Here is a 23,192-nt window from a genome sequence, read left to right on the forward strand (position 1 = left end):
ATATTATTATTGATAAAGGTGCTCCATTTGGAGTCTATAAATATATTGATGCAGAAGGAAATACCGTGTTTAGTCCATTATCTAACTAAAAGTAATTTAAATGAAGATTAATTAGTATTTTCGATTTCTTAATAAAAACAGCTGTTATTTACACGATACAACCATATAAGCAGGATCAATATTCTATTTGGAATACTTTTGTTTCAAAGTCAATAAACGGAACATTTCTTTTTAATCGTGACTTTATGGAATATCATAAAGATAGATTTACAGATTTTTCGTTGATGATTTATAAAAACGAAACTCTAGTAGCATTACTTCCTGCTAATAAAAGTAATGATAGTATTTATTCTCATCAAGGTCTAACTTATGGAGGTTTGGTGTTTCTAAATAAAACACAAGTAAATTTTGTTTTTGATGTTGTAGAGGCTTTAAAAACGTATTTTAAATCACAACATATTAATTGGTTTTATTGTAAATTAATTCCTCAGATATATTATAAAGTTTCAGCTAAATATTTAGATTTTGTATTGACTAGAAAAGCGATGTTAAAAAGTAGAGCGCTAGTATTGGCAATAGATTATTCTCAACCATTACAAATACATAAAACTAAATTAAAACATTACAAAAAAGGAGAGATTTATAATTTTGAAATTGTTGAAACAAAGTCGTTTACCTCTTTTTGGAATACGGTTTTGTCTCCAAGGTTAAGAGAGAAGCATAATGTAAAACCTGTGCATACATTAAAAGAAATTGAAAAATTAAGTGATAATTTTCCTGATAATATCAAGCAATTTAATATAATTAAAGATGGAGAATTGTTAGCAGGAATAACGATTTTTGAAACAAAAAATGTAGTTAAATCTCAATATGGTGCAACTACAGGTCCTGGGGAAAAATATAGAGCATTAGATTATCTCTTTTTATATTTAATTGAAAAATATAAAGCTGAAGGTAAAGAATACTTCTCAATGGGAACTGTAATGGATGATAGTGTGCTTGGCATAAATGAAGGACTTTTAAAACAAAAGGAAGAGTTAGGTTGTCAGATATATTTTCAGGACACTTTTAAAATGAATTGTAATGATTAAATTTTTAGACTTACATAAAATTAATCTTCGATTTGAAACCGATTTTAAAGATCAATTTACATCCTTCTTAAATTCTGGACATTACGTTTTAGGAGAAGGTGTTTTAAATTTTGAATCTCAGTTTGCTACGTATTGTAACATTAAACACTGTGTAGGTGTTAGTAGTGGTCTAGATGCTTTAATATTAATTTTTAAAGCCTATATAGAATTAGGTAAACTACAAATAGGAGATCAGGTTTTAGTGCCAGCAAATACCTATATAGCATCAATAATTTCAATTTTAGAAGTTGGATTAATTCCTGTGTTTGTAGATCCAGAAATAACAACCTTTAATTGTAGTGCTGATCAATATAAAAAACACATCACTAAAAATACAAAAGCTATTTTGATGGTTCATTTGTATGGACAATTAGCAAATGCTAAAGCTATTTTAGAATTAGCAGAAAATAATAATTTATTATTAATTGAAGATGCTGCACAAGCACACGGAGCAAAAGATAGTCAAGGCGAATTAGCAGGTAGCTTAAGTCATGCTGCAGCATTTAGCTTTTACCCAAGTAAAAACTTAGGTGCTTTAGGTGAAGCAGGTGCGATAACAACAAACGATAGCGCATTAGCTACAGTAGTGAAACAATTACGTAATTACGGAACAATATCTAAATATAAAAATGAAAGATTAGGTGTAAATAACAGATTAGATGATGTGCAAGCACGATTTTTATCTGTTAAATTACAAGCCTTAGACCAAGACAATCAAAATAGAAAAACAATAGCAAAGCGTTATTTAGTTAATATCAAAAACACTAAAATAACGTTGCCTTTTTATGATGGTTCGGATAATCATGTGTTTCATTTGTTTGTGGTTTTAGTAGAGAATAGAAAAGAATTTATGGACTACCTTGAAGCTAATTTAGTACAAGCTGCAATACATTATCCAGTACCACCACACAAGCAAAAAGCACTTGGTCGATTTAATGATTTAAAACTTCCAATAACAGAAAAAATTCACGACACTTGTGTTAGCTTGCCAATTAGCCCAGTAATGAGTGAAGATCAAGTCAATAAAATAATAACTATAATTAATAATTATTAATTGAAAAAAATCCTAGAATACATAAGTAATAATGTTCTGGTTAAAGTTGCTTCGCTTAATTCAGTCTCTGTTATCATAAAAATAATAGCAGGATTTATAACTTCTAAATTTATTGCAATTTTTGTAGGGTCAGAAGGTATGGCTTTAGTTGGTAATTTAAGAAACTTTGTAGGATCTGTACAATCATTATCTATTTTAGGGCTGTATAAAGGTGTTGTAAAATATATAGCCGAGTTTAAAAATGATGTTGTGCAACTTAGTAAAACATTATCGACTGTTTTTTACTTAGGATTTATAATGTCGCTTTTAACATGTTTTATAGTATATTTTAAGGCAGACTATGTAAATGAGTTAATATTTACAAAAGATAACAATTATGCTTATGTCATTAAGATTTTTGCTGTAGCGTTACCGTTTTATGCGTTAAATATGTTTTCTTTTTCAATCTTAAACGGATTTTCAAAATATAAATATTTAATAGTATTCAATATTTTTGGACAAGTTTTAGGTGCAATAGTTACAATATTATTGATTTGGCTAGAACAGATAGATGGCGCTTTAATAGCTGTTGTTACAACTGAGTCATTAATATTCTTGATAACAGTAGTCGGTATTTTAAATCGACGTAATGTAACTACATTAATTAAAGCTAGTAATTTTAGCTTTAGTTTTGCTAAAAAATTGGGTTCTTATTCTGGTATGGCTTTGTTTTCTGCAATAATATTACCAGTTGTAGCTATTTTAATTAGAACCTATATTATCGATAATATAGGTTTGAAGGAAGCTGGTTTTTGGGAAGCAATGAATCGTATCTCTAAGTATTATTTATTGTTTATCAGTTCGTTATTGACTTTGTATATCTTACCAAGATTTTCAGAGATTGATAACATAAAGGAGTTTAGAAAAGAAGTTTTTAGTTTTTATAAAACCATCATTCCAATTTTTGCATTAGGGTTAATTGTAATTTATTACTTAAGACATTTTATTGTTAGAGTTGTTTTAACAGAAGAGTTTATGCCTGTTCAGGATTTGTTTTTTTGGCAATTATTAGGAGATTTTATCAAGGTTTTGTCAATTGTTATAGCTTATCAGTTTTTAGCAAAACGTATGTTTTGGCATTATATAATAACCGAAGCATTTTCAGTAGTAGTGCTTTATTTTACAAGTAAAATTTTAATAGACGAGTTTGGATTAGTTGGTGCTAATATGGCGCATTTTGTAACCTATGTATTGTATTATGCAATAATATTATTGATTTTTTACTCGTCGTTATTTGGTGTCATACCTGAAAAAAATGTAGAATAAAACGTTAAGCATTCTTCCATGTCTGGACGTATTGCTTAGCTATAGTTTTATAGTCATGATTTTTAAGTACAAAAGCGTGTGCATTTTTCGAAATAGTTTCAATTTGACTAGGATTGAGAATTAACCATTCTAATTTTTGTACTAAATAATCTACATCAGGAAGTGCATTTATTGCAATTGTGTTAGCTTCAATATTATAGTAATCTAACCATTCTTTTTCTGCACCTGTAAATACAACTTTACCCTTAGCCATTGCTTCTAATGCGTTGTAGCCTTGGTCAAATCCAAACACTTGATCTAAAATAATATGTGCACTATTGTAAGAGTTAATGTAGGTTTTGTAGGGTACGTTTTCACTAGATAAGATTGTTACTTTATCAGGATGTTTGGATTTAATAATAGTTAGTGCTTTTTCAAAATAAATATTTCCTTTTTTAATTTTTGATAATTTATTTATACCATGAAAAATTACAATTTTGCCTTTAGTGTTTAAAGGATGATAATTTATAATATCTATGTTTATTGGATTAGGAATCAATCCTAAATAATGTTGATGAGACTGCATGGGTAAATGATAGTCAATATCTGTTGCAATAGTACCATAGCTGTTTATTATAATAAAATCATGTAATTTTTTATAAGAATCTGAAAGGTATTTAAGTGAGTAATTATATTTTCCTTTCAACGATTTATCCTCTAAATATGGCGTCAAAATAGAATATTTAATCCTGTTTTGTAAGTAATACTTTATGGTAATATAGTCATCTCCACAGCAGAGTAAAAACAGTTTTCTATTTTGAGTTTTTAATTGCTTTAAAAGTCTAATTTGTTGTTTTGGATTGACATGTAATGCGTCTTCGTTAATTAACTGTACTACATCGTAGTTTTTTAATTTAGGAAGCTGTTTTTTAAAACGATAAGCATTTTCAACTGCTATAAAATTGAGTCTAAAGAATCTGGTGAACATTTTATTTAAAAACGAAAATAGTCGTACATTTTTAAGCTTTGAAGAGATGTCAATATCAACATCATAATTTTTAAATCCATCACCAGAAGCAATTATTGTAACTTCATGTCCTAAAGCGACCAACCCTTCTTTTAAAGAGTTATGGAGTCTACTGTATTCCCCAACTAATAAAATCCTCATTTATATTTTATACATTTGTTTCAAAGATAATTTTTAATGGGTAATGCTGAAATAAAAGATGTTAATTTAGAGTTGCTAATTGCAACAATGAATCGGTCATCTTTGCATTTTTTAGCAGATTTGTTTCCGTTTAGTGACTACAGAAATTTTAATATTTTAATAGTTAATCAAACTACAGAAGCTAACCTATTACATTCAGATATAGAAAACATAAAGGTTGTTAATAGTTTTGAAAAGGGATTGTCCAAAAGTAGAAACCTTGCAATTTTAAAGGCAACAGGAGATGTTTGTTTGTTTGTAGACGATGATGTTAAATTCAAATCTAATTTTGATTATTTAATTTTAGAGGCTCATTTACAAGATATGCAAGCTGCTATTATAACTTTTAAAATGGAAAACTTTGATGGAGAGTTATTCAAAGCCTATCCAAAAGTTTCGAAGCATGATTTAAACTCTATTAAGTCTGTAAACTCTGTAGTGATTTCCTTTAAAAGAGGAAAAATTCTATCAAGTAATTTATTGTTTGATATCAATTTTGGTTTAGGGTCTATATTTGAAACAGCAGACGAGTATATCTTTATGCGTGATGCTTTAAAACTTAATCTAAAATCTCGATTTAAACCTGAAATAATTTTGTCGCATCCTGTATTTAGTTCCGGACAATTAGATGCTACTGATAAAAATATTTTTGGCGTGAGTGCCTTGTTTTGTAAGTATTATGGAGTTTTTTCATGTTTTAAATTACTACATCACCTATATTTACTTTTTCATCAAAATAAAATTACTACAAGTCAAATTTTTAGAAAATTTAAAGTAGGTTTATCAGGAATAAAAAAATATAAATCGCTAAAAAAATAAATATGGCTAATAACGATGATGTTGTTCTAATTGAAATTCCTAAAGTGAAAGACGCTAGAGGAAACTTAGCTATTGTTGAAAAAGATATTTTGCCTTATAAAGTAAACCGTGTTTATTATTTATATGACGTACCTAGTGATGCGTTTAGAGGAGGTCACTCTCATAAAGCACAATATGAGTTTTTAATTCCTGTAAGTGGTAGTTTTGATGTTATTTTAAAAGATGGTAGTGCGACCAAAACTATAACTTTAAATAAGCCCGACAAGGGGTTGTTAATAGTACCTGGTATTTGGAGAGAACTTGAAAATTTTTCATCAGGATCCGTTTGTCTCGTATTAGCCTCTGATGTTTATGAAGAGTCCGACTACATAAGAGATTTTAATCAATATTTATCACTTAAAGGCTGATAAATAAACGTTGTTTTTTATTAATAAATTTTGAAAACGTTTTAGCATTATTAATATAAATCTAGGACAATGTAATACCAAACGTTGCTTTATGTTAAGATGGTTTTCATTGATGTTTTTAATTAGTATTTGGGCTTTGTCGTAATCTTTATTAAATTTATATCTTATAGCTAATGCGTAGCGTTTTATATCTAAATAGCGTTTTAAATCTGGGTTGTTTTTTTCATTCTCTTTATATTGATTTATTAAATATAATCTATTATCATTTAAGTTGCTGTTTGATAGGCTATTTGGGTCATAAAAATTATAAAGCATTGTAACAGTAGGGTTAAACGCAATTTTTCCGTTTAGACCAAATCTAATCCATAAGTCTATATCTTGACCAGTTATTAAAGAATTGTTATAAGCGCCTATTTTAAAAAAGACATCTTTTTTAAATGCTACAGAAGATGAGTGAGGTATATAATTAATAACATTTGCTTTGAAAAAATTATCAATTATAAGGCAGTCAGTGTCGTATTTAAAATTGAATCTTGCAGGTGTTATAAATCCGTCATTTCTTTTTATTTCATAATTATTACAAAATAGAATGGCATCTTTACATTTAGTAATTGTTTGTTTTAATGCTTCAAGATGATTATTCCTCCATAAATCATCAGCATCTAAAGTTGCTATGTAATGACCTGTTGATAATTTTATGGCATTATTTCTAGCAACAGAAACACCTTGTTTGTCTTGATGTGTCAACTTAATTTTATTGCTGGCTAGGCTATTTACAAGATTGATGCTATTGTCTGTTGAGCCATCATTTACTATGATAATTTCAAAGTCTTGAAACGATTGATTTAATACGGCTTTAAGGGTCTTTAAAATGTATTTTTCTTTGTTATAAAGCGGAATAATAACAGAAAAGAAAGGACTCATTTTTTACGATTTATATAACAAAAATAACTAATTCGAAATAAATCAAATAGAAATAATGAAGGGTGTTTGGATGTCAAATTACGTTTTGTAATGGTGTTTATTAAAGGGAAGCTATAGCCTAATAGGTAGGTGACTTTAAGACGATTTAAAGTTGTGTAATAATTTAAAAACGGAATAAAATCTACTTTAATCAAATCTGTTTTGTAAATATAGTTAAGATTTTCTAGCCCTTTTTTTGTTTTATCTATAAATACGTTGCTAATATCAACATCACCATGTAAAATAGGGTTGTCAATATGTTTTACATTTGCTTTTATTAAACTAGCTTTATAAGCAAATAAAGTGTCTTCATGACCATATTGACAAAGTGTTTTTTCAAAACCAATAGCTTTAAAAATAGCTTTAGTCATTAGTGTGTTATTACAAAACATACATTTGTATTGGTTTTGTCTTCTTTGTTTAGCAGTTAAATCTTCTCGTTGTTTACCGTATTTCCATCTTAATTTACGTTTGTTTTGGACTTGTTCTGGGTGAATTCGTCCACCATAAATAATATCTATATTGTTACTTATGCTTTTGTAAACGTTTATGATGTATTGATCAGAAATGATCAAGGAATCTCCATCAATAAATAACAAGTATTCATATTGTGCAGCCTCTGCTAGTAAATTTCGGTTGTTGCTTAATCCTACGTTAGAGGTAAGAGTTTTAAAAGTAACATTTTCTAAAGTGTTGAGAGTGTTATTAGTTAAAATTGTTTCACCTTTAGATCCATCATCATAAATAATAATTTCAAAACAATTTTTATGAGATATAAGTTGTTGGTGTAAGCTATTAACCAACTTTGTGACGTCGTAATTATAAGTTGGGATTAATATAGATAACATGTAAACTTCAATTAGGATTTACGTTGCACAACCTCAAAAACCTTATTATCATCACATTTTAAAGTTTTACTTGGATATTTTAGCAATAATGCATAATCATGAGTCGCCATTAAAATGGTATTACCGTTTTTATTAATGTCTTGTAGTACTTCCATGACTTCAATGCTGGTTTGTGGATCAAGATTACCAGTGGGTTCATCGGCTAAAATAAGTTCAGGGTCATTTAACAAAGCACGAGCAATAGCAACACGCTGTTGTTCTCCTCCAGATAATTCATGAGGGAATTTAAAACCTTTAGTTTTCATGTCAACTTTATCAAGTACAGATGCTGCACGTTCATTCATTTTAGTCTTATCTTTCCAGCCAGTAGCTTTTAAGACAAATAATAAATTATCATTTATAGTACGATCTGATAAAAGTTTAAAATCCTGAAATACAATACCAAGTTTTCGTCTTAAAAACGGAATTTCTTTTTCCTTTAAACTTGGTAAATCAAAGTCGACAATATAACCTTTACCTTGTGTTAGTTTTAAATCACCATAAAGCGTTTTCATAAAACTACTTTTACCAGAACCAGTTTTACCAATTAAATATACAAATTCACCTTTTTTAACTTCCAAGTTAACGTCAGATAATACAAGACTTTTACCTTGAAATATTGATGCATTTTTTAATTCTAAAACTGTATTTGACATAAAATATGGTATTGTTTAGTAACGCTTTTTTGTAGCAAAAAATTGTATCTGCCAAAGTAAACAATTAATAAATAATAAGGAAAATTATTAGCATCATTTATGACTTAATTAGCATAGTTAATTTAAGGATTAGTATCATATTTAGTTGGTACATTTATAATTATTAGTTAATTCTAACGTTAGAGCTATAGATTAATTTATATTTGATTTTGAATTTAAAAATAGTATCAATGTCATTAAAAAAACAGTTTATATTTTTTATTACATTAACCTTTTGTCTACAGTTATTTGCACAGCAAACAGCTGTTTACACAAGTGATTTAGCAGACTACCAAAAAGCCTTACAGCTTTACAATAGTCAGCAATATTTAGCTTCTCAAAATTTGTTCACGCAAATTAAAAAACAATCTCAAGATCCTAATATACAAAGTAATTGTGCGTTTTATATAGCTAATGCAGCCATTAGATTAAACCAACAAAATGCTGATGTTTTAATGGAACGCTTTGTGGAAGATTATCCCACAAGTACAAAAAAATACTGCATTTGTAGATGTTGCAGAGTATTACTTTGTAAATGGTAAATATGCTTATGCTCAAAAATGGTATGCCAAGGTAGACGAGTCTTCTTTATCAAGAACAGATCGTGAAGCTTATAACTTTAATAATGGTTACGCATCATTTGTTACCAAAAACTATAAAGACGCTAAAAAATATTTAACACGTGTAGAAACGTCTCAAAAATATGGTTCTCAAGCTAAGTATTATTTAGGTTTTATGTCCTATCAAGGGGATGATTATGATGGTGCAAATAAATATTTTGAGCAAGTTAGTGATCAAGAAAAGTACAAAGAAAAACTAAGCTATTTTCAAGCAGATTTAAACTTCAAACTAGGTAAGTTTGAAAAAGCTATTCAATTAGCAGAACCTAAATTAGAAACCAGTGATCGTAACGAAGTTTCAGAACTTAACAAAATCATTGGAGAGAGTTATTTTAACCTAGAACAGTACGATGAAGCTATTCCGTATTTAAAGGAATATAAAGGTAAAAAAGGAAAATGGAGTAATACAGATTACTACCAAATTGGATACGCATATTATAAGCAAAAAGAGTATGATAAAGCAATATCAGAGTTTAATAAAATTGTAAGCGCAGATAATAGTGTAGCCCAAAATGCTTATTACCATTTAGGGGAAAGTTATGTAAATGTAGGTAAAAAACAAGAAGCATTAAATGCCTTTAGAAATGCATCACAAATGGATTATGATTTAAAAATTCAAGAGGATGCTTGGTTAAATTACGCTAAAATTAGTTATCAAATTGGTAACGCATATCAATCTGTACCTCAGGTTTTAAATACTTATTTAGAAAAATACCCTGAAACCGAGTATAAAGATGAAATAGAAACACTATTAATTGACTCTTACATAACCTCAAAAAACTATAAAGAAGCTTTAGTATTACTAAAAAATAAAAATAGTTTTGAAAGTAAAGTCGCTTATCAAAAAGTAGCATTTTACAGAGGTTTAGAATTGTTTAATGAAAGTAAATATCAAGATGCAGAAACAATGTTTGATAATTCTTTAAAAGAACAACAAGATCAAAAGTTTACAGCAAGAGCAATATTCTGGAAAGCCGAAACAGATTATAATCTTACCAATTATGATGATGCTTTAATTGGATTTAAACAATTTGCGCAACACAATGAAGCCAATGCGACTTCCGAATATCAAAACCTTGACTACAACATAGCATACACGTATTTTAAACAAAAAAACTACGATCAGTCAACCACATATTTCAATCAGTTTATTCAAAAAAACACAACAGATAAAGTTAGATTAAACGATGCGTATTTAAGATTAGCAGACGGTTACTTTGTGTCAAGTAGTTACACCCAGGCTATTGCAGCTTATGACCAAGCTATGCAAGTCGGAACAATAGAGAGTGATTATGCTTATTTTCAAAAAGCGATGAGCTACGGTTACTTAGGTAAGCCAGATACACAAACCAGTCAATTAGAACAATTTATTGCTAAATATCCAAAATCTAAATTACGTGATGACGCCATGTATGCTTTAGGTAATAGCTATGTAAAAGCAGGTCTTGATGATAAAGCAATTGGTATTTATACGCAATTAAAAAAAGAATATCGTACAAGCCCATTTACAAGCAAAGGTCAATTGCGTCAAGGTTTGGTGTATTATAATGCAAATCAAAACCAGCAAGCTTTGACTGTTTTTAAAGCAGTAGCAAAAGACTATCCAAACACACCAGAAGCCAATCAGGCAGTATCTACAGCAAGATTAATATATATAGATTTAGGTCAAGTAGATCAATATGCAACTTGGGTTAAAACATTAGATTTTGTTGAAGTTACAAATGCCGACTTAGACAATGCAACTTATCAAGCAGCCGAAATCCAGTATTTAGATGAAAACGTCAATTCTGCAATCAAACAATTTAATGGCTATTTAAATCAATTTCCAAGCGGTTTACACGCAACACAAGCGCATTTTTATTTAGCTCAGTTATATTTCAAAAAGGATTTAAAATCTAACGCAAAACCTCATTATGCTTATGTAGTAGCACAAACGCAAAGTGAGTTTTCAGAAGAAGCATTACTGCGTCTATCACAAATTCAGTTAGATAATAATAATTGGACAGAAGCTATTCCGACATTGCAACGTCTAGAAACCGAAGCTAATTTTCCGCAAAACAGTCTATTTGCACAATCCAATTTAATGCAAGCCAATTACCAATTAGATAATTATAATCAAGCAGTCGCTTACGCGGAAAAGGTGCTTGCTAAGAATAATTTAGATAATAAAGTTAGAAGTGATGCCTATGTGATTATTGCAAGATCAGCAATTAAAACTAATGATATGGCTAAAGCCAGAACTGCTTACACACAAGTAGAAACTTTTGCTACAGGCGAAACAGCAGCCGAAGCTTTATATTACAATGCTTATTTTAAAAATAAAGATGGATTGTATGCCGAGTCAAACACAGTAACACAACGTTTGGCTAAAGATTATTCAGGTTACAAATACTATGGAGCCAAAGGATTGGTAATTATGGCTAAGAATTTTTATGCTCTTGGTGATGCTTTTCAGGCAACCTATATTTTAGAAAGTGTAATTAAAAACTTTAGCAATTTTGAAGATGTTAAAACGGAAGCCCAAGCCCAATTAAACTTAATCAAAGCAGAAGAAGCTAAAACTAACTCTTCAGTAATAACCGAAGACTAAAATACATCAATCCAGACGTCGTAATTCATAAATATAAATTATGTTTAGAACAAAAAAACAAATCATATTAACAGTACTATCATTAGTAACAACCCTAATTACATTTGCTCAAGAGCGTGAAGGAGATACTATTCAAACAGGAGTGATAGATGTTGTTAAACCATATACACCAACCATTTCAGATGCGTTTAAAGTAAAAGAAACACCATCTTTAGATGACAATGAAACCTCTGTAAAAAAAGAAGTGAAATATAATATTTTTTCATTTCCAGTAGCTTCAACTTTTACACCAGCAAAAGGTAAAGCAGCAGTTGTAGATAAAGCAAAAAAAGTAAAATTGTATAATAATTATGCGACTTTAGGTTTTGGTACTTATACCACTATTTTAGGTGAAGCATATTTAAATCAGCAATTAGGTCGTGATGAGGTCGTCAGTGCTTATTTAGGTCATCATTCATCAATAGGAGATGTAGAAGATGCTTTAACAGATAGTGGCTTTTCAGATTCAAAAATTAATTTAAACTATACAAAAACAGATCGTGATTATACTTGGTCAGCATTAGGTGGGTTTCAATACCAAACATTTAATTGGTATGGTTTACAGCAACCTTTATTTAATCAAACGACAGCAGATACTCTAGATGTTGGTCATAGTTTTACTAATGGATATGTTGGTGGAGATATTATGTTTGAAGACGCAACGGTAAATTCTGCAAGTGTATTATTTAGACGTTTTGGTGACGATTATGGTTCTGGCGAAAATAGGCTAAAGCTTAACGCAACCGGAACAATTAATATTCAAGATAATGATGTGGATATTGAGGTTTTTGCAGATTATTTAGGTGGTAGTTTTGAAAAAGGATATTTCTTAGATCAAACTTTAGATTATGGTAATTTCTTATTTGGTGTATCTCCAAAATTTCAGATTAAAGAAGATGACTTAACTGTAGATTTAGGTGTAAAAGCAGTCTATTTTAATGATACAGAAGCAAGTCAAAGTAAATTCTTTATTTACCCAAATATTGCAGCAAGTTATAGATTGGTAGACGAAGTTTTAATAGTTTTTGGAGGGGTTAGTGGTGGATTAAATCAAAATTCATATTATGATTATGCTCAAGAAAATCCGTTTGTTTCACCTAACTTATTTATAACTCCAACAGATCAACAATATAAAGCATTTGCTGGATTAAAAGGAAAGTTAACCAATACAATGAGTTATTCGGTAAGTGGTAATTATAGTTCAGAAAAAAATAAAGCCTTATTTGTAAATAACGATGTTACTCAAACCACAGAGGTTTATACTTACGGAAATTCATTTGGAATAATATATGATGATATTACAACTTTAAGTGTAGCTGCAGAGCTTAATGTAGACGTAAATCGTAACATCACTTTAGGTGTCAAAGGAGAATATTTTAATTATGACACTAACAACCAGACTGAAGCTTGGAATTTACCAAACTTAAAAGCTTCTGTCTTCTTAGATTACCAAATTACAGAGAAATGGTTTACAGGTGCTAATTTGTATTTTGTAGGAGAGCGTAAAGACCAATTTAATGTGCCAAGTTTGATAACACCAACGTCTGGAGAAGTTACATTAGATAGCTATTTTGATGCCAATGCACATGTAGGATATCATATAAACGATCGTTTTTCAGTTTTTGCAAAAGCTAATAATATAGCTGGAGAAGAATATAATAAATGGCAAAACACACCTGTTCAGGGTATTCAGTTTTTAGCAGGTGCTACTTATAAATTTGATTTTTAGTTTAGAGTAAATAACTTTCAGTAAACATATAACAATAAAAAGCCTCTATTTAGAGGTTTTTTTATTCTTATATTTGTTTAAAAATATCTAACCATGAAATTATTGAAAATAGCATTGTTACTTTGTGTAGTAGCTTCATGCTCACCAAACAAAACCGATGTTGATACCATTGTTACTAACGCTAATGTTTATACTGTAAATACTGAGTTTGATAAAGCAGAAGCTTTTGCAATTAAGGACGGAAAATTTGTAGCGACAGGAACAACAAAAGAAATAACAAATAAGTACTTGTCAACTAATATTATTGATGCAAAAGGTCAGACAATTGTACCAGGATTTATAGATGCACATTGTCATTTTTATGGTTTAGGATTAAACCAATTAAATGTGGATTTAAGAGGGACAACTAGTTTTGATGATGTCATGAAAAAAACAATTGACTTTTATAACAATAAACCAACTAACTTTATAATAGGTAGAGGTTGGGATCAAAACGATTGGGAAGACAAAACCTATCCTAATAAATTGTTACTTGATAAACTATATCCAAACACACCAGTAGCTTTAACTAGAGTAGATGGTCATGCGATGTTATGTAACCAAGCAGCTTTAGATTTAGCAGGAATAACAATAGATTCTAAAATCGAAGGAGGAGAGATTTTAAAAGAAAACGGAAAATTAACAGGTGTATTAATTGATAATCCAATGGAGTTGGTTGAAGCTGTTTTTCCTGAACAAACAGTTCAGCAACAAATAGACGCCTTATTAGCTGCTCAAAAAATATGTACAGATTTAGGTTTAACAACTGTGTCCGATGCAGGATTAGATAAGCAGGTTATTCAGTTAATAGATAGTTTACAACAAGCAGGTAAGTTAGATATGCGTGTGTATGCTATGATTAGCAATAAAAAAGAAAATTTAGATTACTATTTATCTAAAGGAAAAGTAAAAACGGATCGATTAAATGTACAGTCTGTAAAGGTTTATGCAGATGGAGCTTTAGGATCACGTGGTGCAGCTTTAAAACAAGAATATACAGATCAACATGATCATTTTGGTGCTCTAGTTATTGGTACTGAAGCTTATAAGGATTTAGCTGAAAGAATAGCAAAAGCAGGATATCAAATGAATACGCATGCTATTGGAGATTCCGCCAACAGATTTGTATTACAAACCTATGAAAAGACTTTAAAAAATGAAGCTAATAGACGTTGGAGAGTAGAACATGCTCAAGTAATTACAGATCATGATTTTGATTATTTTGAAAATGAAAATATCATTCCTTCAATCCAGCCTACTCACGCTACAAGTGATATGTATTGGGCAGCAGACCGATTAGGAAGTAAGCGTATAAAAGGAGCTTATGCTTATAAAACCTTATTAGAAAAAAGCGGAAGAGTTGCCTTAGGTACAGATTTTCCAGTGGAAAAAGTAAGTCCGTTTTTAACCTTTTATGCTTCGGTTTCTAGACAGGATTTAAAACAATTTCCTAAAGACGGTTTTAATATTGAAAATGGGCTGTCAAGAGAAGAAACATTAAGAGGAATGACTATTTGGGCTGCTTATTCAAACTTTGAAGAACAAGAAAAAGGAAGTATTGAAACAGGTAAGTTTGCCGATTTTATTATCTTAGATAAAGATATAATGACTGTAGATCAAAATGAAATCCCTAATATAACAGTTAAAGAAACTTACATTAACGGAGTGGCACAGTAGTTGCTGTTTTGTAAACAACTAATTATACAAACTAATTAAAATGAAAAAAATAATCACAATATTTTGCTTTTTAGTCATTGGTACATCAGTCTTTGCTCAAGTAGATCAATACAGTAAAGATGTCAAAACGTGTATTAAAAGTAACGGAACATATAGTTATTATGAAGGTGTTATAGAGCAAATGTATACGATGCTAGAAGAGCAGTTTGTGGCTCAAAAAGTACCAGCTACTGTTTGGGCAGACTTAAAAAAAGGTAACTCAGAAGCAATGGATGAGTTGTCTCTAATGATTGTTAGTGCTTACAAAGCGCATTTTACACATGAAGATGTTAAAAACATGAACAAGTTGTACGCAACTAAAGCTGGTAAAAATATGTTTAAACCAGATGCTTTAACCGAAGGTGATAAAGTTTTTTTAAAAGATTTTTACCAAAGTGAAACAGGACAAAAAATTGTAAGCTCTCAAGAATCTATGAACTCCTCTATGAGTGATATTTCTGTAATGTGGAGTGGTAATTTATATAAAAGCGTTATTTCAAAATTATCAGAAAAAGGATACGATCTTTAAACAGATATCTTTGCTAAATAATCATAATGCTCGCCTTCCGCGAGCATTTCGCATTTTAAACCAACAGCTTGACAAGCAGTAAGAAGTAAATTAAAATCTAAGTATAACCATTTCATTGGATCTTCTTTTTCATTTTTATAGCTTAAAAAGTAATCCAATTCACCATAATAATTCGCATTCATATCCTGCCAAAAACCACCATCTTCATCTAAATACATATATTGTATGTCACTAGAGTCTATTAGTATCTGACCATTAGTATTTAATAAAGACTTAAGATGTGTTAAATATTTAGAGACTTGTTTTAAGGTTTGAAAAATACCAGTACCATTCATTAGTAATAGTATGGTATCAAAAGTTTCGGTTTCATCTAATAAACCTTTTAGCTCAGCGTTTAAAACACCTCTTTGTTTACAAACCTTAATAGCACCTTCAGAAATGTCAATTGCTTTAACTTGTAATCCTTTGTCTTGAAGGTATAAGCTATGGCTTCCTGAGCCACAACCAACATCCAAGATATTACCTTTAGATAGTTTTAAAGCTTGTTGCTCTAATTTAGGCATGTCTTTAAAACTTCTAAATAGGTAAGGAAGTGGTAATGTATCTTCATCAGATATATTGGTAGATGTAATAAGGTCTACTGTATAATTACCATTTTGGTAATCTAATAATGCTTTTCCGAAAAGGTCTTTCATTTAAAATACTATTTTTGCACTATGGAAGCATTTTTAAATAATCTACCAAAGCTTGCCAAAGATAAGCATAAGGAAAGCAAAACCTTTTTTACGAAGCTAAAAAAGAAACCACCAAAGCAATTGGATTATATTATGCAAGAATTGCACGAAGAGGAGTTTGAAACTACAGACTGTTTGACTTGTGCTAATTGCTGTAAAACTACTGGACCTTTGTTTACAGACAAAGATGTGCAACGCATCGCTAAATATTTTAGACAAAAACCACAAAAGTTTATTGACCAATATTTACGTGTTGACGAAGAGAATGATTACGTCTTACAGTCTGTGCCTTGTACCTTTTTAGGTGCAGATAATTACTGTTCTATTTATGATGTTAGACCTAAAGCTTGTGCCGAGTTTCCGCATACAGATCGTAAAAAGTTTCAACAAATATCTAATCTAACGTTAAAAAACGTTGCTATTTGTCCTGCTGCTTATAATATTGTAGAAAAGATGAAATCTAGAATTAAATTGTAATTCTGCTTAAATAGTATCTATGAAAAAAATAGTTATCCTTATAGCCTTTGTTTTATGTTCTATAAATAGTACCATAGCTCAAGAATGGTTGACTTCTTATACGTTAGCTAAAAAATTAGCATTGGTTAAAAATAAAATGATGTTAGTTATTTGGGAGGATGCAGCTAATTATTCTTACCCTTTATTGGTGGATACTAAAGAGGGCTCTCAAATTGTTGTAGAGTTATTTGAAAGTGATAAAATAAAACAGTTGGTCTGGGAGTATTTTGTACCAGTTATAATTAACGAGTCTAATTATGATAAACTATATCATGGTGGAGTTAAAAACCGAAAAGCTAGTTATATTGAAAGGTTTAACGATGACAAATTAAAAGTAATGGATCCCAATGGAAACATATTAAATCTATCTGAAAGAGATGATTTTAGCATGACTAATATGTCGCTTTTAATACAAAAATACGCGATAAACACTTCATTTTTATCAAATGAAATGAAGCAACATTTTGAACATAAAAATTATGCTTCGGCGTTTAGATTAGCTAATAGATATCTTGATTTTGCAATGTATGCAGAAGATTTTGTTAAAGAAGAATTAATAGCTTTATCAAATTTATATATGGATGAAGCTACAGATTTATTGAAGCTTAGCGATATAGAACATAAAGACGCTTTATTTCAAAAACAAGAGTTATTGAAAATTGAAGGTTTTTTAATAATAGGTAAATTTAAAAAGGCGCGTCGTTTCCTTAAAAAATATAACACTGAATCAGTTGACGACATAAATCAATCTTTATTTTCGTTTTTAAATTATGTAACTTTTAGAGGCTTGGATGATATGGACCAAGCTATAAAATGGCGTGATAATTTATCACAATCTGATTTAAATAAAGTTGAGTTGTTGTTGAAAAAATAATTATTGTAAGTGGAATTTAAACTAGTTGATTTTTTTATAATTAAGAATAACTCTTTAATCGTGTTAATTAATTAAGAGTTATTAGATTCATATTTATTTTAACTAAAGATTTGTTAGTGGTAGTTTATTGTTGTTATTTAAGTATTTGATAATCAGATTGTATAGTTATTCATCGAGTTTTTTATGTATTTTAACTAAAAGTGTATAAATTGCATTGTGATTAGTGTGAAATTTCTATTATTCATGATACATTTGACACCCCTTTAAACTGATTTTTAGCGTAACAATTAATTATACAATTATGATTAGGCAAAAAATAACATTCGTATTAGTTTTTACTTTTCTATTAACCACTTCAATGTTTTCTCAAACAAGAAGTAAAACAATTATTGTCGAAAATGTAAATGCTACCAAAGCAGGACTTTTTCACGGGCTTAATAAAACAGGAGACACTATTGTATTAAAAAGTAATAAAGACATTTATAGGTTTACTTTTTTGTTTCATAATAAAAAAGAATCTATAATGATGGATTTAGGTAGTAAGGAAGCAAAAATTCCATTACACCATTTTAATGTTGGTCGATATACTGTTGTTGCTTATCGTGAAGATGCTGTATATCCTATATCTTTAAATCGTGTTCAAGATATTGCAAAACCAGAAGATGCAGTTGCAGATTTAGAAGAAGATGTATTACGTGCTAGTTTGTCAAAAGATGAACAACGTAAACGTAACATTACGCCAAGAGCATCTATTAATAAATATACGCGTTTAGCTAGTGCTATTATTGAAGAAGATCAAATTTCTTTTGAAGAAAAACTGGCTAAAGAGCGTAAGTTAGTTGTACTTAGGCAGAGAGAATATAATGCGCGCTTAAAACGTGAAGCAGAAGCAAAGTCAATGAAAGAGCAAGTGTTAGCTCATACTGAATCTAATAAAAAAGTATTAGAACAAAAAAGAATAGTAAAACAAAAAGCAAATACAGTAGCTGCACGTTATAAGCGTAATCAACGTATTTTAGAACAACATGCAGCTACTTTAGCTAACGCTAAAAAAGTTGATACTAAAGAGATGAAATACAATATTTCTGAAATAAAGAATAACAGTCAAGATAAACAAACTAGAGACGAATACAGAAAACAAAACCTAAGACCAAACGGATTACCTTACGAAAACTAATTATATAACAAGTAAGGTTTACGTTTAACCATAAAATTATCTAAGCCACTTGTCCAAGTGGCTTTTATTTTGTCTTCACTCCAACCAGCTTCAATTTGAATTTGTAATTTTTTTGTTCCTGCTAATTTTGTAAAAAAGCCATTCTTGATAAAAAATGAGGCTTTATCACTAGTGCTATTATATGCATTTATAAGATAACTTAGGTTCAGGTTAGATAAAGGTTTGTTACCACTTAAATTATAACCATTACATAATTTGTTTTCATGCTTAGGGTATTTTGCTCCAGCATTAGATTTAGGGGTAAAGCTATACGATGTCTCAGGTAAAAATGGAGAACCATAAACTTGAAACTGTAAATCTGTACCACGACCTGCACTAACATTAGTCCCTTCAAAAAAACACAAACTTGGATATAAATTTATAGCTTGAGCATTAGGTAAATTTGGAGAAGGTTTAATGGGTAGATCGTACGTCATTTGTCTGTTATAATTTTTGATAGTTATTACTTCTAAATTACAAGTAACCTTGTTTTTTAGCCAATGCTCACCATTAATCATTTGTGCATACTCACCAATTGTTAGGCCATGTACAACAGGTATTGGATGCATACCAACAAAACTAGTGTGTTCTTTTTCTAAAATTGGACCATCAATATAATCGCCATTTGGGTTAGGTCTGTCTAATACAATTAAAGTTTTGTTTTGTTCTGCACAAGCTTCCATAACATAATGTAAAGACGATATGTAAGTGTAAAAACGTGCGCCTACATCTTGAATATCAAAAATTACAATATCAATATCTTGTAATTGTGCAGCACTAGGTTTTTTATTTTTACCATATAATGATACAATAGGTAGACCTGTTTTAGTATCTAAACCATCCTTAACTACTTCGCCTGCATCAGCTTGACCTCTAAAACCATGTTCTGGTGCAAATACTTTTTTTACGGTTACATTTAAGTCTAAAAGACTGTCTACCAAATGTGTATAAGTTTCGTTTTTAAATACCACACTTGTTTGGTTAGCTACGACACCAACACGTTTGTCTTTTAACAATGGTAAATAAGTTTCGGTTTGATTTGCACCAACAATAATTGGCTTATCTATCAGGTTATCTATAGTAGTTTCGGCTTTAGCCAAAATAGCTGTTGTTTCAGTAATATTATTTTTCGTTTTATAAGCACAAGAATTTAGTACTATAACAAATAATAAAACTGTATTTTTGAAAACATTAAATTGCATAATCTAGTTTGAATTTCGAGTTTTTTATAGCTAAACGCATAATTGATAGTAAAGCGTATAAAAGTAGTATATCAGCACCAATAATAAAAATTGGTATTGTAGCAATTGCTTTGGGAATTATTGTAATGATGATTGCCATAGCAACAGGTATTGGGTTGCAACAAAAAATCAGAGAAAAAGTAATCGCTTTTAATGGACATAGTATCATTCAAAATTACGATAATAATCAGTCTGAAGAAAGTATACGTCCAATATCTACCAATCAGGATTTTTATCCAAATTTTTCAAGTGTACCAGGTGTAACTCATATACAGGCTACAGCAACTAAATCTGGGATAATTAGGTTAGAAAACGATTTTGAATACGTCGTTATAAAAGGGGTTGGTCAAGATTATGATTGGCAATATTTTAAAGAGTTTTTAATAGAAGGAGAACTGCCAAACTATACAGACGGGTTAAATCAAGATATATTAATCTCTCAGTATTTAGCCAACAGGCTTAAGCTAAAACTAAAAGATCGTATAAATACCTATTTTTTAAGAGAAGATACAACAAAACCACCAAGGAGTATAACTTTTAATATTGTTGGTATTTATAATTCTGGTTTACAAGAAATGGATCAACTATATGTCATTGGCGACATCAACCATATTAAACGACTAAATAAATGGGAGGATGACCAAGTTGGGCGTTTTGAAGTTTTTATAGACGATTATGATAATCTAGAAACTACAGGAAATGCTATATTTAAAGCAGTGCCATCCACTCTAAATGCAAAAACAGTAGACAAAGAATATCCATTCATTTTTGATTGGATAAAAATATTTGATAATAATATTTATGCCATAATAGGTATCATGATTTTAGTAGCAGGTATAAACATGATAACAGCTTTGTTAGTTTTAATACTAGAACGTACACAAATGATAGGCATACTAAAAGCATTAGGAAGTGCCAATACCAGCATACGTAAAATCTTTTTATACAACGCTAGTTATCTAATATTAAAAGGTCTGTTTTGGGGTAATTTAATAGGATTAACCTTATTGCTTTTACAAAAATACTTTGGACTATTTCCTTTAGACCCACAAACCTATCACGTCTCAGCAGTACCTGTTTATATAAACATAGGCTACATAATAGCATTAAATATTGGGACCTTTGTATTATGTCTATTAATGCTATTAATACCATCCTACATTATTTCAAAAATATCTCCAGTAAAAGCTATTAGATTTGATTAAATAATTTGGGCGTTACCTTTAACTTGATAAAAAAATCAAGTCAAAGGTCGCGTCATCCACTATATCTTTTTTGCGCATAAGCGCGCACAAAAAAGGATGTCGTTACTACCGCTAACGCAACCTATCCTAAGGCAAGTTATTAAATGTAATTACAGGTCCAGTCTAAGGACAGGTCAGTAATCTGTATATCTAAATTATCAACTACAAATAACAGTTTGTTAAGTGTTCAAGCAAATGGAACATAAAACAAAAAGATTACTTATTTTTGCAAAATAAAATAAAAAATAAAGGATGCAATACGCAAATAATATATTAGAAACCATTGGAAACACACCGTTAGTAAAATTAAACAAACTAACTGCAGAGTTACCATGTTTAGTGCTATCTAAATACGAAACTTTTAATCCAGGAAACTCTGTTAAAGATCGTATGGCATTACAAATGATTGAAGATGCAGAAGTAGATGGACGTTTAAAACCAGGAGGAACTATTATAGAAGGAACCTCAGGTAACACAGGGATGGGATTAGCGTTAGCAGCTATAATCAAAGGTTACAAATGCATATTTGTAATGGCAGACAAACAAAGTAAAGAAAAAGTAGACATACTAAAAGCAGTTGGAGCAGAAGTAGTTGTATGTCCAACAGCAGTAGAGCCTGAAGATCCAAGATCTTACTATTCAGTATCAAAAAGATTAAGTACAGAAATAGAAAACAGTTGGTACGTAAACCAATACGATAATCCAAGTAATGCAAAAGCACATTACCAAAGTACAGGACCAGAAATTTGGAAACAAACCGAAGGTAAAATAACACACTTTGTTGTTGGTGTTGGAACAGGAGGAACCATATCAGGAGTCGGTAAATATCTAAAAGAACAAAATCCAGATATCAAAGTTTGGGGAATAGATACTTACGGATCAGTATTTAAAAAATATCACGAAACGGGTATTTTTGATGAAAACGAAATCTATCCATACGTAACAGAAGGAATAGGTGAAGATATCTTACCAAAAAACGTTGACTTTGATATTATTGACGGATTTACAAAAGTAACAGATAAGGATGCAGCAGTTTATACTCAGAGACTATCCAAAGAAGAAGGAATGTTTTTAGGTAATAGTGCAGGAGCAGCAATAAAAGGAGTACTACAATTAAAAGAACATTTTACAAAAGACGATGTTGTAGTGGTGTTATTTCATGATCATGGAAGTCGTTATGTTGGTAAAATGTTTAATGACGACTGGATGCGTGAAAAAGGATACATTGAGTAGACTTAAGCATTAATATTAAATAAAAAAACTCACAATGTAAATTGTGAGTTTTTTTATTTAACAACTTTCATTGTAATGGATCCAGAGGTGTTATTATATTTATCAGATACAACTACAAGTTTATAGTTGTCTAGCTTTATAGCGTATGGATTGTCTTGTCTTATTTCAGAACGATAAAAACTAAATTGTTTTTCAATGTCATTAAATGTTACTTTTAACGTGTATTGGACATCAGAGTGTTGCTTGCGGTTTTTGTCTTCAGGTGGTGCATCATACCACCATTCTTCAATTAAATCTGTTAATTCAATAATTATAAATTCTTTTTGATTACCAACATTAGTAATTGTATTGTTTTTAATAGTAAAAGTTTCTCCAAAAGAGATATCAATATTGTCTTGTGCAAACAGGCCAATTTGCATAAAGAGT

20 protein-coding genes and 1 pseudogene are annotated in these 23,192 nt (G+C 30.0%); 14 read left to right on the forward strand and 7 right to left on the reverse strand.

Annotation, left to right across the window (positions count from 1 at the left end; all coding sequences use genetic code 11):
* Positions 1-245: 245 nt before the first annotated feature.
* The 3 genes from AC0L4B_RS07895 to AC0L4B_RS07905 are packed head-to-tail and all read left to right on the forward strand — an operon-like array spanning position 246 to position 3,489.
* Positions 246-1,091, forward strand: a complete 846-nt coding sequence (locus AC0L4B_RS07895; protein WP_473439292.1) for a FemAB family protein — start codon at positions 246-248, stop codon at positions 1,089-1,091.
* On the forward strand, positions 1,084-2,184 hold the full coding sequence (locus AC0L4B_RS07900) for a DegT/DnrJ/EryC1/StrS family aminotransferase (protein WP_473439293.1): 1,101 nt from the start codon (positions 1,084-1,086) through the stop codon (positions 2,182-2,184). Before AC0L4B_RS07895 ends, AC0L4B_RS07900 begins: the two co-directional genes overlap by 8 nt.
* Positions 2,185-3,489, forward strand: coding sequence for an O-antigen translocase (locus AC0L4B_RS07905; RefSeq protein WP_473439294.1), 1,305 nt, complete (start codon positions 2,185-2,187; stop codon positions 3,487-3,489).
* Positions 3,490-3,493: 4 nt separating this feature from the next.
* Here the strand turns inward: AC0L4B_RS07905 and AC0L4B_RS07910 are convergent, their stop codons facing one another.
* A complete protein-coding gene (locus tag AC0L4B_RS07910) occupies positions 3,494-4,636 on the reverse strand; it encodes a glycosyltransferase (protein WP_473439295.1) in 1,143 nt (380 codons plus the stop codon).
* A 36-nt stretch (positions 4,637-4,672) separates the two neighbouring features.
* On the opposite strand from AC0L4B_RS07910, the gene AC0L4B_RS07915 reads away from it, so the two are divergent.
* On the forward strand, positions 4,673-5,494 hold the full coding sequence (locus AC0L4B_RS07915) for a glycosyltransferase family A protein (protein ID WP_473439296.1): 822 nt from the start codon (positions 4,673-4,675) through the stop codon (positions 5,492-5,494).
* Positions 5,495-5,496: 2 nt separating this feature from the next.
* Positions 5,497-5,901 (forward strand): sugar 3,4-ketoisomerase, encoded by a 405-nt coding sequence (locus tag AC0L4B_RS07920; RefSeq protein ID WP_473439297.1) that lies wholly within the window; start codon positions 5,497-5,499, stop codon positions 5,899-5,901.
* Here the strand turns inward: AC0L4B_RS07920 and AC0L4B_RS07925 are convergent.
* From AC0L4B_RS07925 to AC0L4B_RS07935, 3 genes are read right to left on the reverse strand one after another with little or no spacing between them, the layout of a single operon-like run.
* Positions 5,887-6,825: a glycosyltransferase family 2 protein gene (locus AC0L4B_RS07925; RefSeq protein WP_473439298.1), complete on the reverse strand. Its 939-nt coding sequence runs from the start codon at positions 6,823-6,825 to the stop codon at positions 5,887-5,889. The genes AC0L4B_RS07920 and AC0L4B_RS07925 overlap by 15 nt on opposite strands.
* Positions 6,822-7,712, reverse strand: a complete 891-nt coding sequence (locus AC0L4B_RS07930; RefSeq protein ID WP_473439299.1) for a glycosyltransferase family 2 protein — start codon at positions 7,710-7,712, stop codon at positions 6,822-6,824. Before AC0L4B_RS07930 ends, AC0L4B_RS07925 begins: the two co-directional genes overlap by 4 nt.
* A gap of 11 nt (positions 7,713-7,723) precedes the next feature.
* Positions 7,724-8,407, reverse strand: a complete 684-nt coding sequence (locus tag AC0L4B_RS07935) for a cell division ATP-binding protein FtsE (protein ID WP_473439300.1) — start codon at positions 8,405-8,407, stop codon at positions 7,724-7,726.
* Positions 8,408-8,637: 230 nt separating this feature from the next.
* On the opposite strand from AC0L4B_RS07935, the pseudogene AC0L4B_RS07940 reads away from it, so the two are divergent.
* The 4 genes and pseudogenes from AC0L4B_RS07940 to AC0L4B_RS07955 all read left to right on the forward strand — a co-directional run bounded on the left by AC0L4B_RS07940 (position 8,638) and on the right by AC0L4B_RS07955 (position 15,708).
* Positions 8,638-11,656: pseudogene (locus AC0L4B_RS07940) on the forward strand (tetratricopeptide repeat protein).
* A gap of 40 nt (positions 11,657-11,696) precedes the next feature.
* Positions 11,697-13,424: a TonB-dependent receptor gene (locus AC0L4B_RS07945; RefSeq protein ID WP_473439301.1), complete on the forward strand. Its 1,728-nt coding sequence runs from the start codon at positions 11,697-11,699 to the stop codon at positions 13,422-13,424.
* Positions 13,425-13,517: 93 nt separating this feature from the next.
* Positions 13,518-15,140: an amidohydrolase gene (locus AC0L4B_RS07950; RefSeq protein WP_473439302.1), complete on the forward strand. Its 1,623-nt coding sequence runs from the start codon at positions 13,518-13,520 to the stop codon at positions 15,138-15,140.
* A 40-nt stretch (positions 15,141-15,180) separates the two neighbouring features.
* Entirely contained in the window at positions 15,181-15,708 is a 528-nt protein-coding gene (locus AC0L4B_RS07955; RefSeq protein ID WP_473439303.1) for a DUF2059 domain-containing protein, read from the forward strand.
* Here the strand turns inward: AC0L4B_RS07955 and AC0L4B_RS07960 are convergent.
* Positions 15,705-16,403 (reverse strand): class I SAM-dependent methyltransferase, encoded by a 699-nt coding sequence (locus tag AC0L4B_RS07960; RefSeq protein WP_473439304.1) that lies wholly within the window; start codon positions 16,401-16,403, stop codon positions 15,705-15,707. The genes AC0L4B_RS07955 and AC0L4B_RS07960 overlap by 4 nt on opposite strands.
* A gap of 21 nt (positions 16,404-16,424) precedes the next feature.
* On the opposite strand from AC0L4B_RS07960, the gene AC0L4B_RS07965 reads away from it, so the two are divergent.
* From AC0L4B_RS07965 to AC0L4B_RS07975, 3 genes are all read left to right on the forward strand, one after another.
* The gene (locus tag AC0L4B_RS07965; RefSeq protein WP_473439305.1) at positions 16,425-16,919 is read left to right on the forward strand and encodes a YkgJ family cysteine cluster protein; all 495 of its coding nucleotides are present in this window, start codon (positions 16,425-16,427) and stop codon (positions 16,917-16,919) included.
* A 19-nt stretch (positions 16,920-16,938) separates the two neighbouring features.
* Positions 16,939-17,832, forward strand: a complete 894-nt coding sequence (locus AC0L4B_RS07970; RefSeq protein WP_473439306.1) for a hypothetical protein — start codon at positions 16,939-16,941, stop codon at positions 17,830-17,832.
* Between the two features lie 358 nt (positions 17,833-18,190).
* Positions 18,191-19,009 carry a hypothetical protein gene (locus tag AC0L4B_RS07975; protein WP_473439307.1) on the forward strand — a complete coding sequence of 273 codons (819 nt, stop codon included), beginning with the start codon at positions 18,191-18,193 and terminating at the stop codon, positions 19,007-19,009.
* Here AC0L4B_RS07975 and AC0L4B_RS07980 read toward each other — a convergent pair.
* Entirely contained in the window at positions 19,006-20,250 is a 1,245-nt protein-coding gene (locus AC0L4B_RS07980; RefSeq protein ID WP_473439308.1) for an exo-beta-N-acetylmuramidase NamZ family protein, read from the reverse strand. The two genes, AC0L4B_RS07975 and AC0L4B_RS07980, sit on opposite strands and share 4 nt — an antisense overlap.
* A gap of 8 nt (positions 20,251-20,258) precedes the next feature.
* Here AC0L4B_RS07980 and AC0L4B_RS07985 point away from each other — a divergent pair, with 8 nt between their 5' ends.
* Positions 20,259-21,494, forward strand: a complete 1,236-nt coding sequence (locus tag AC0L4B_RS07985) for an ABC transporter permease (RefSeq protein WP_473439309.1) — start codon at positions 20,259-20,261, stop codon at positions 21,492-21,494.
* Between the two features lie 291 nt (positions 21,495-21,785).
* Positions 21,786-22,766: a PLP-dependent cysteine synthase family protein gene (locus AC0L4B_RS07990; RefSeq protein WP_473439310.1), complete on the forward strand. Its 981-nt coding sequence runs from the start codon at positions 21,786-21,788 to the stop codon at positions 22,764-22,766.
* 53 nt (positions 22,767-22,819) lie between these two features.
* Here the strand turns inward: AC0L4B_RS07990 and AC0L4B_RS07995 are convergent, their stop codons facing one another.
* Positions 22,820-23,185 (reverse strand): hypothetical protein, encoded by a 366-nt coding sequence (locus tag AC0L4B_RS07995; RefSeq protein WP_473439311.1) that lies wholly within the window; start codon positions 23,183-23,185, stop codon positions 22,820-22,822.
* Positions 23,186-23,192 lie beyond the last annotated feature (7 nt).

The sequence above is a fragment of the Olleya sp. NP1-10 genome, from assembly GCF_055804415.1.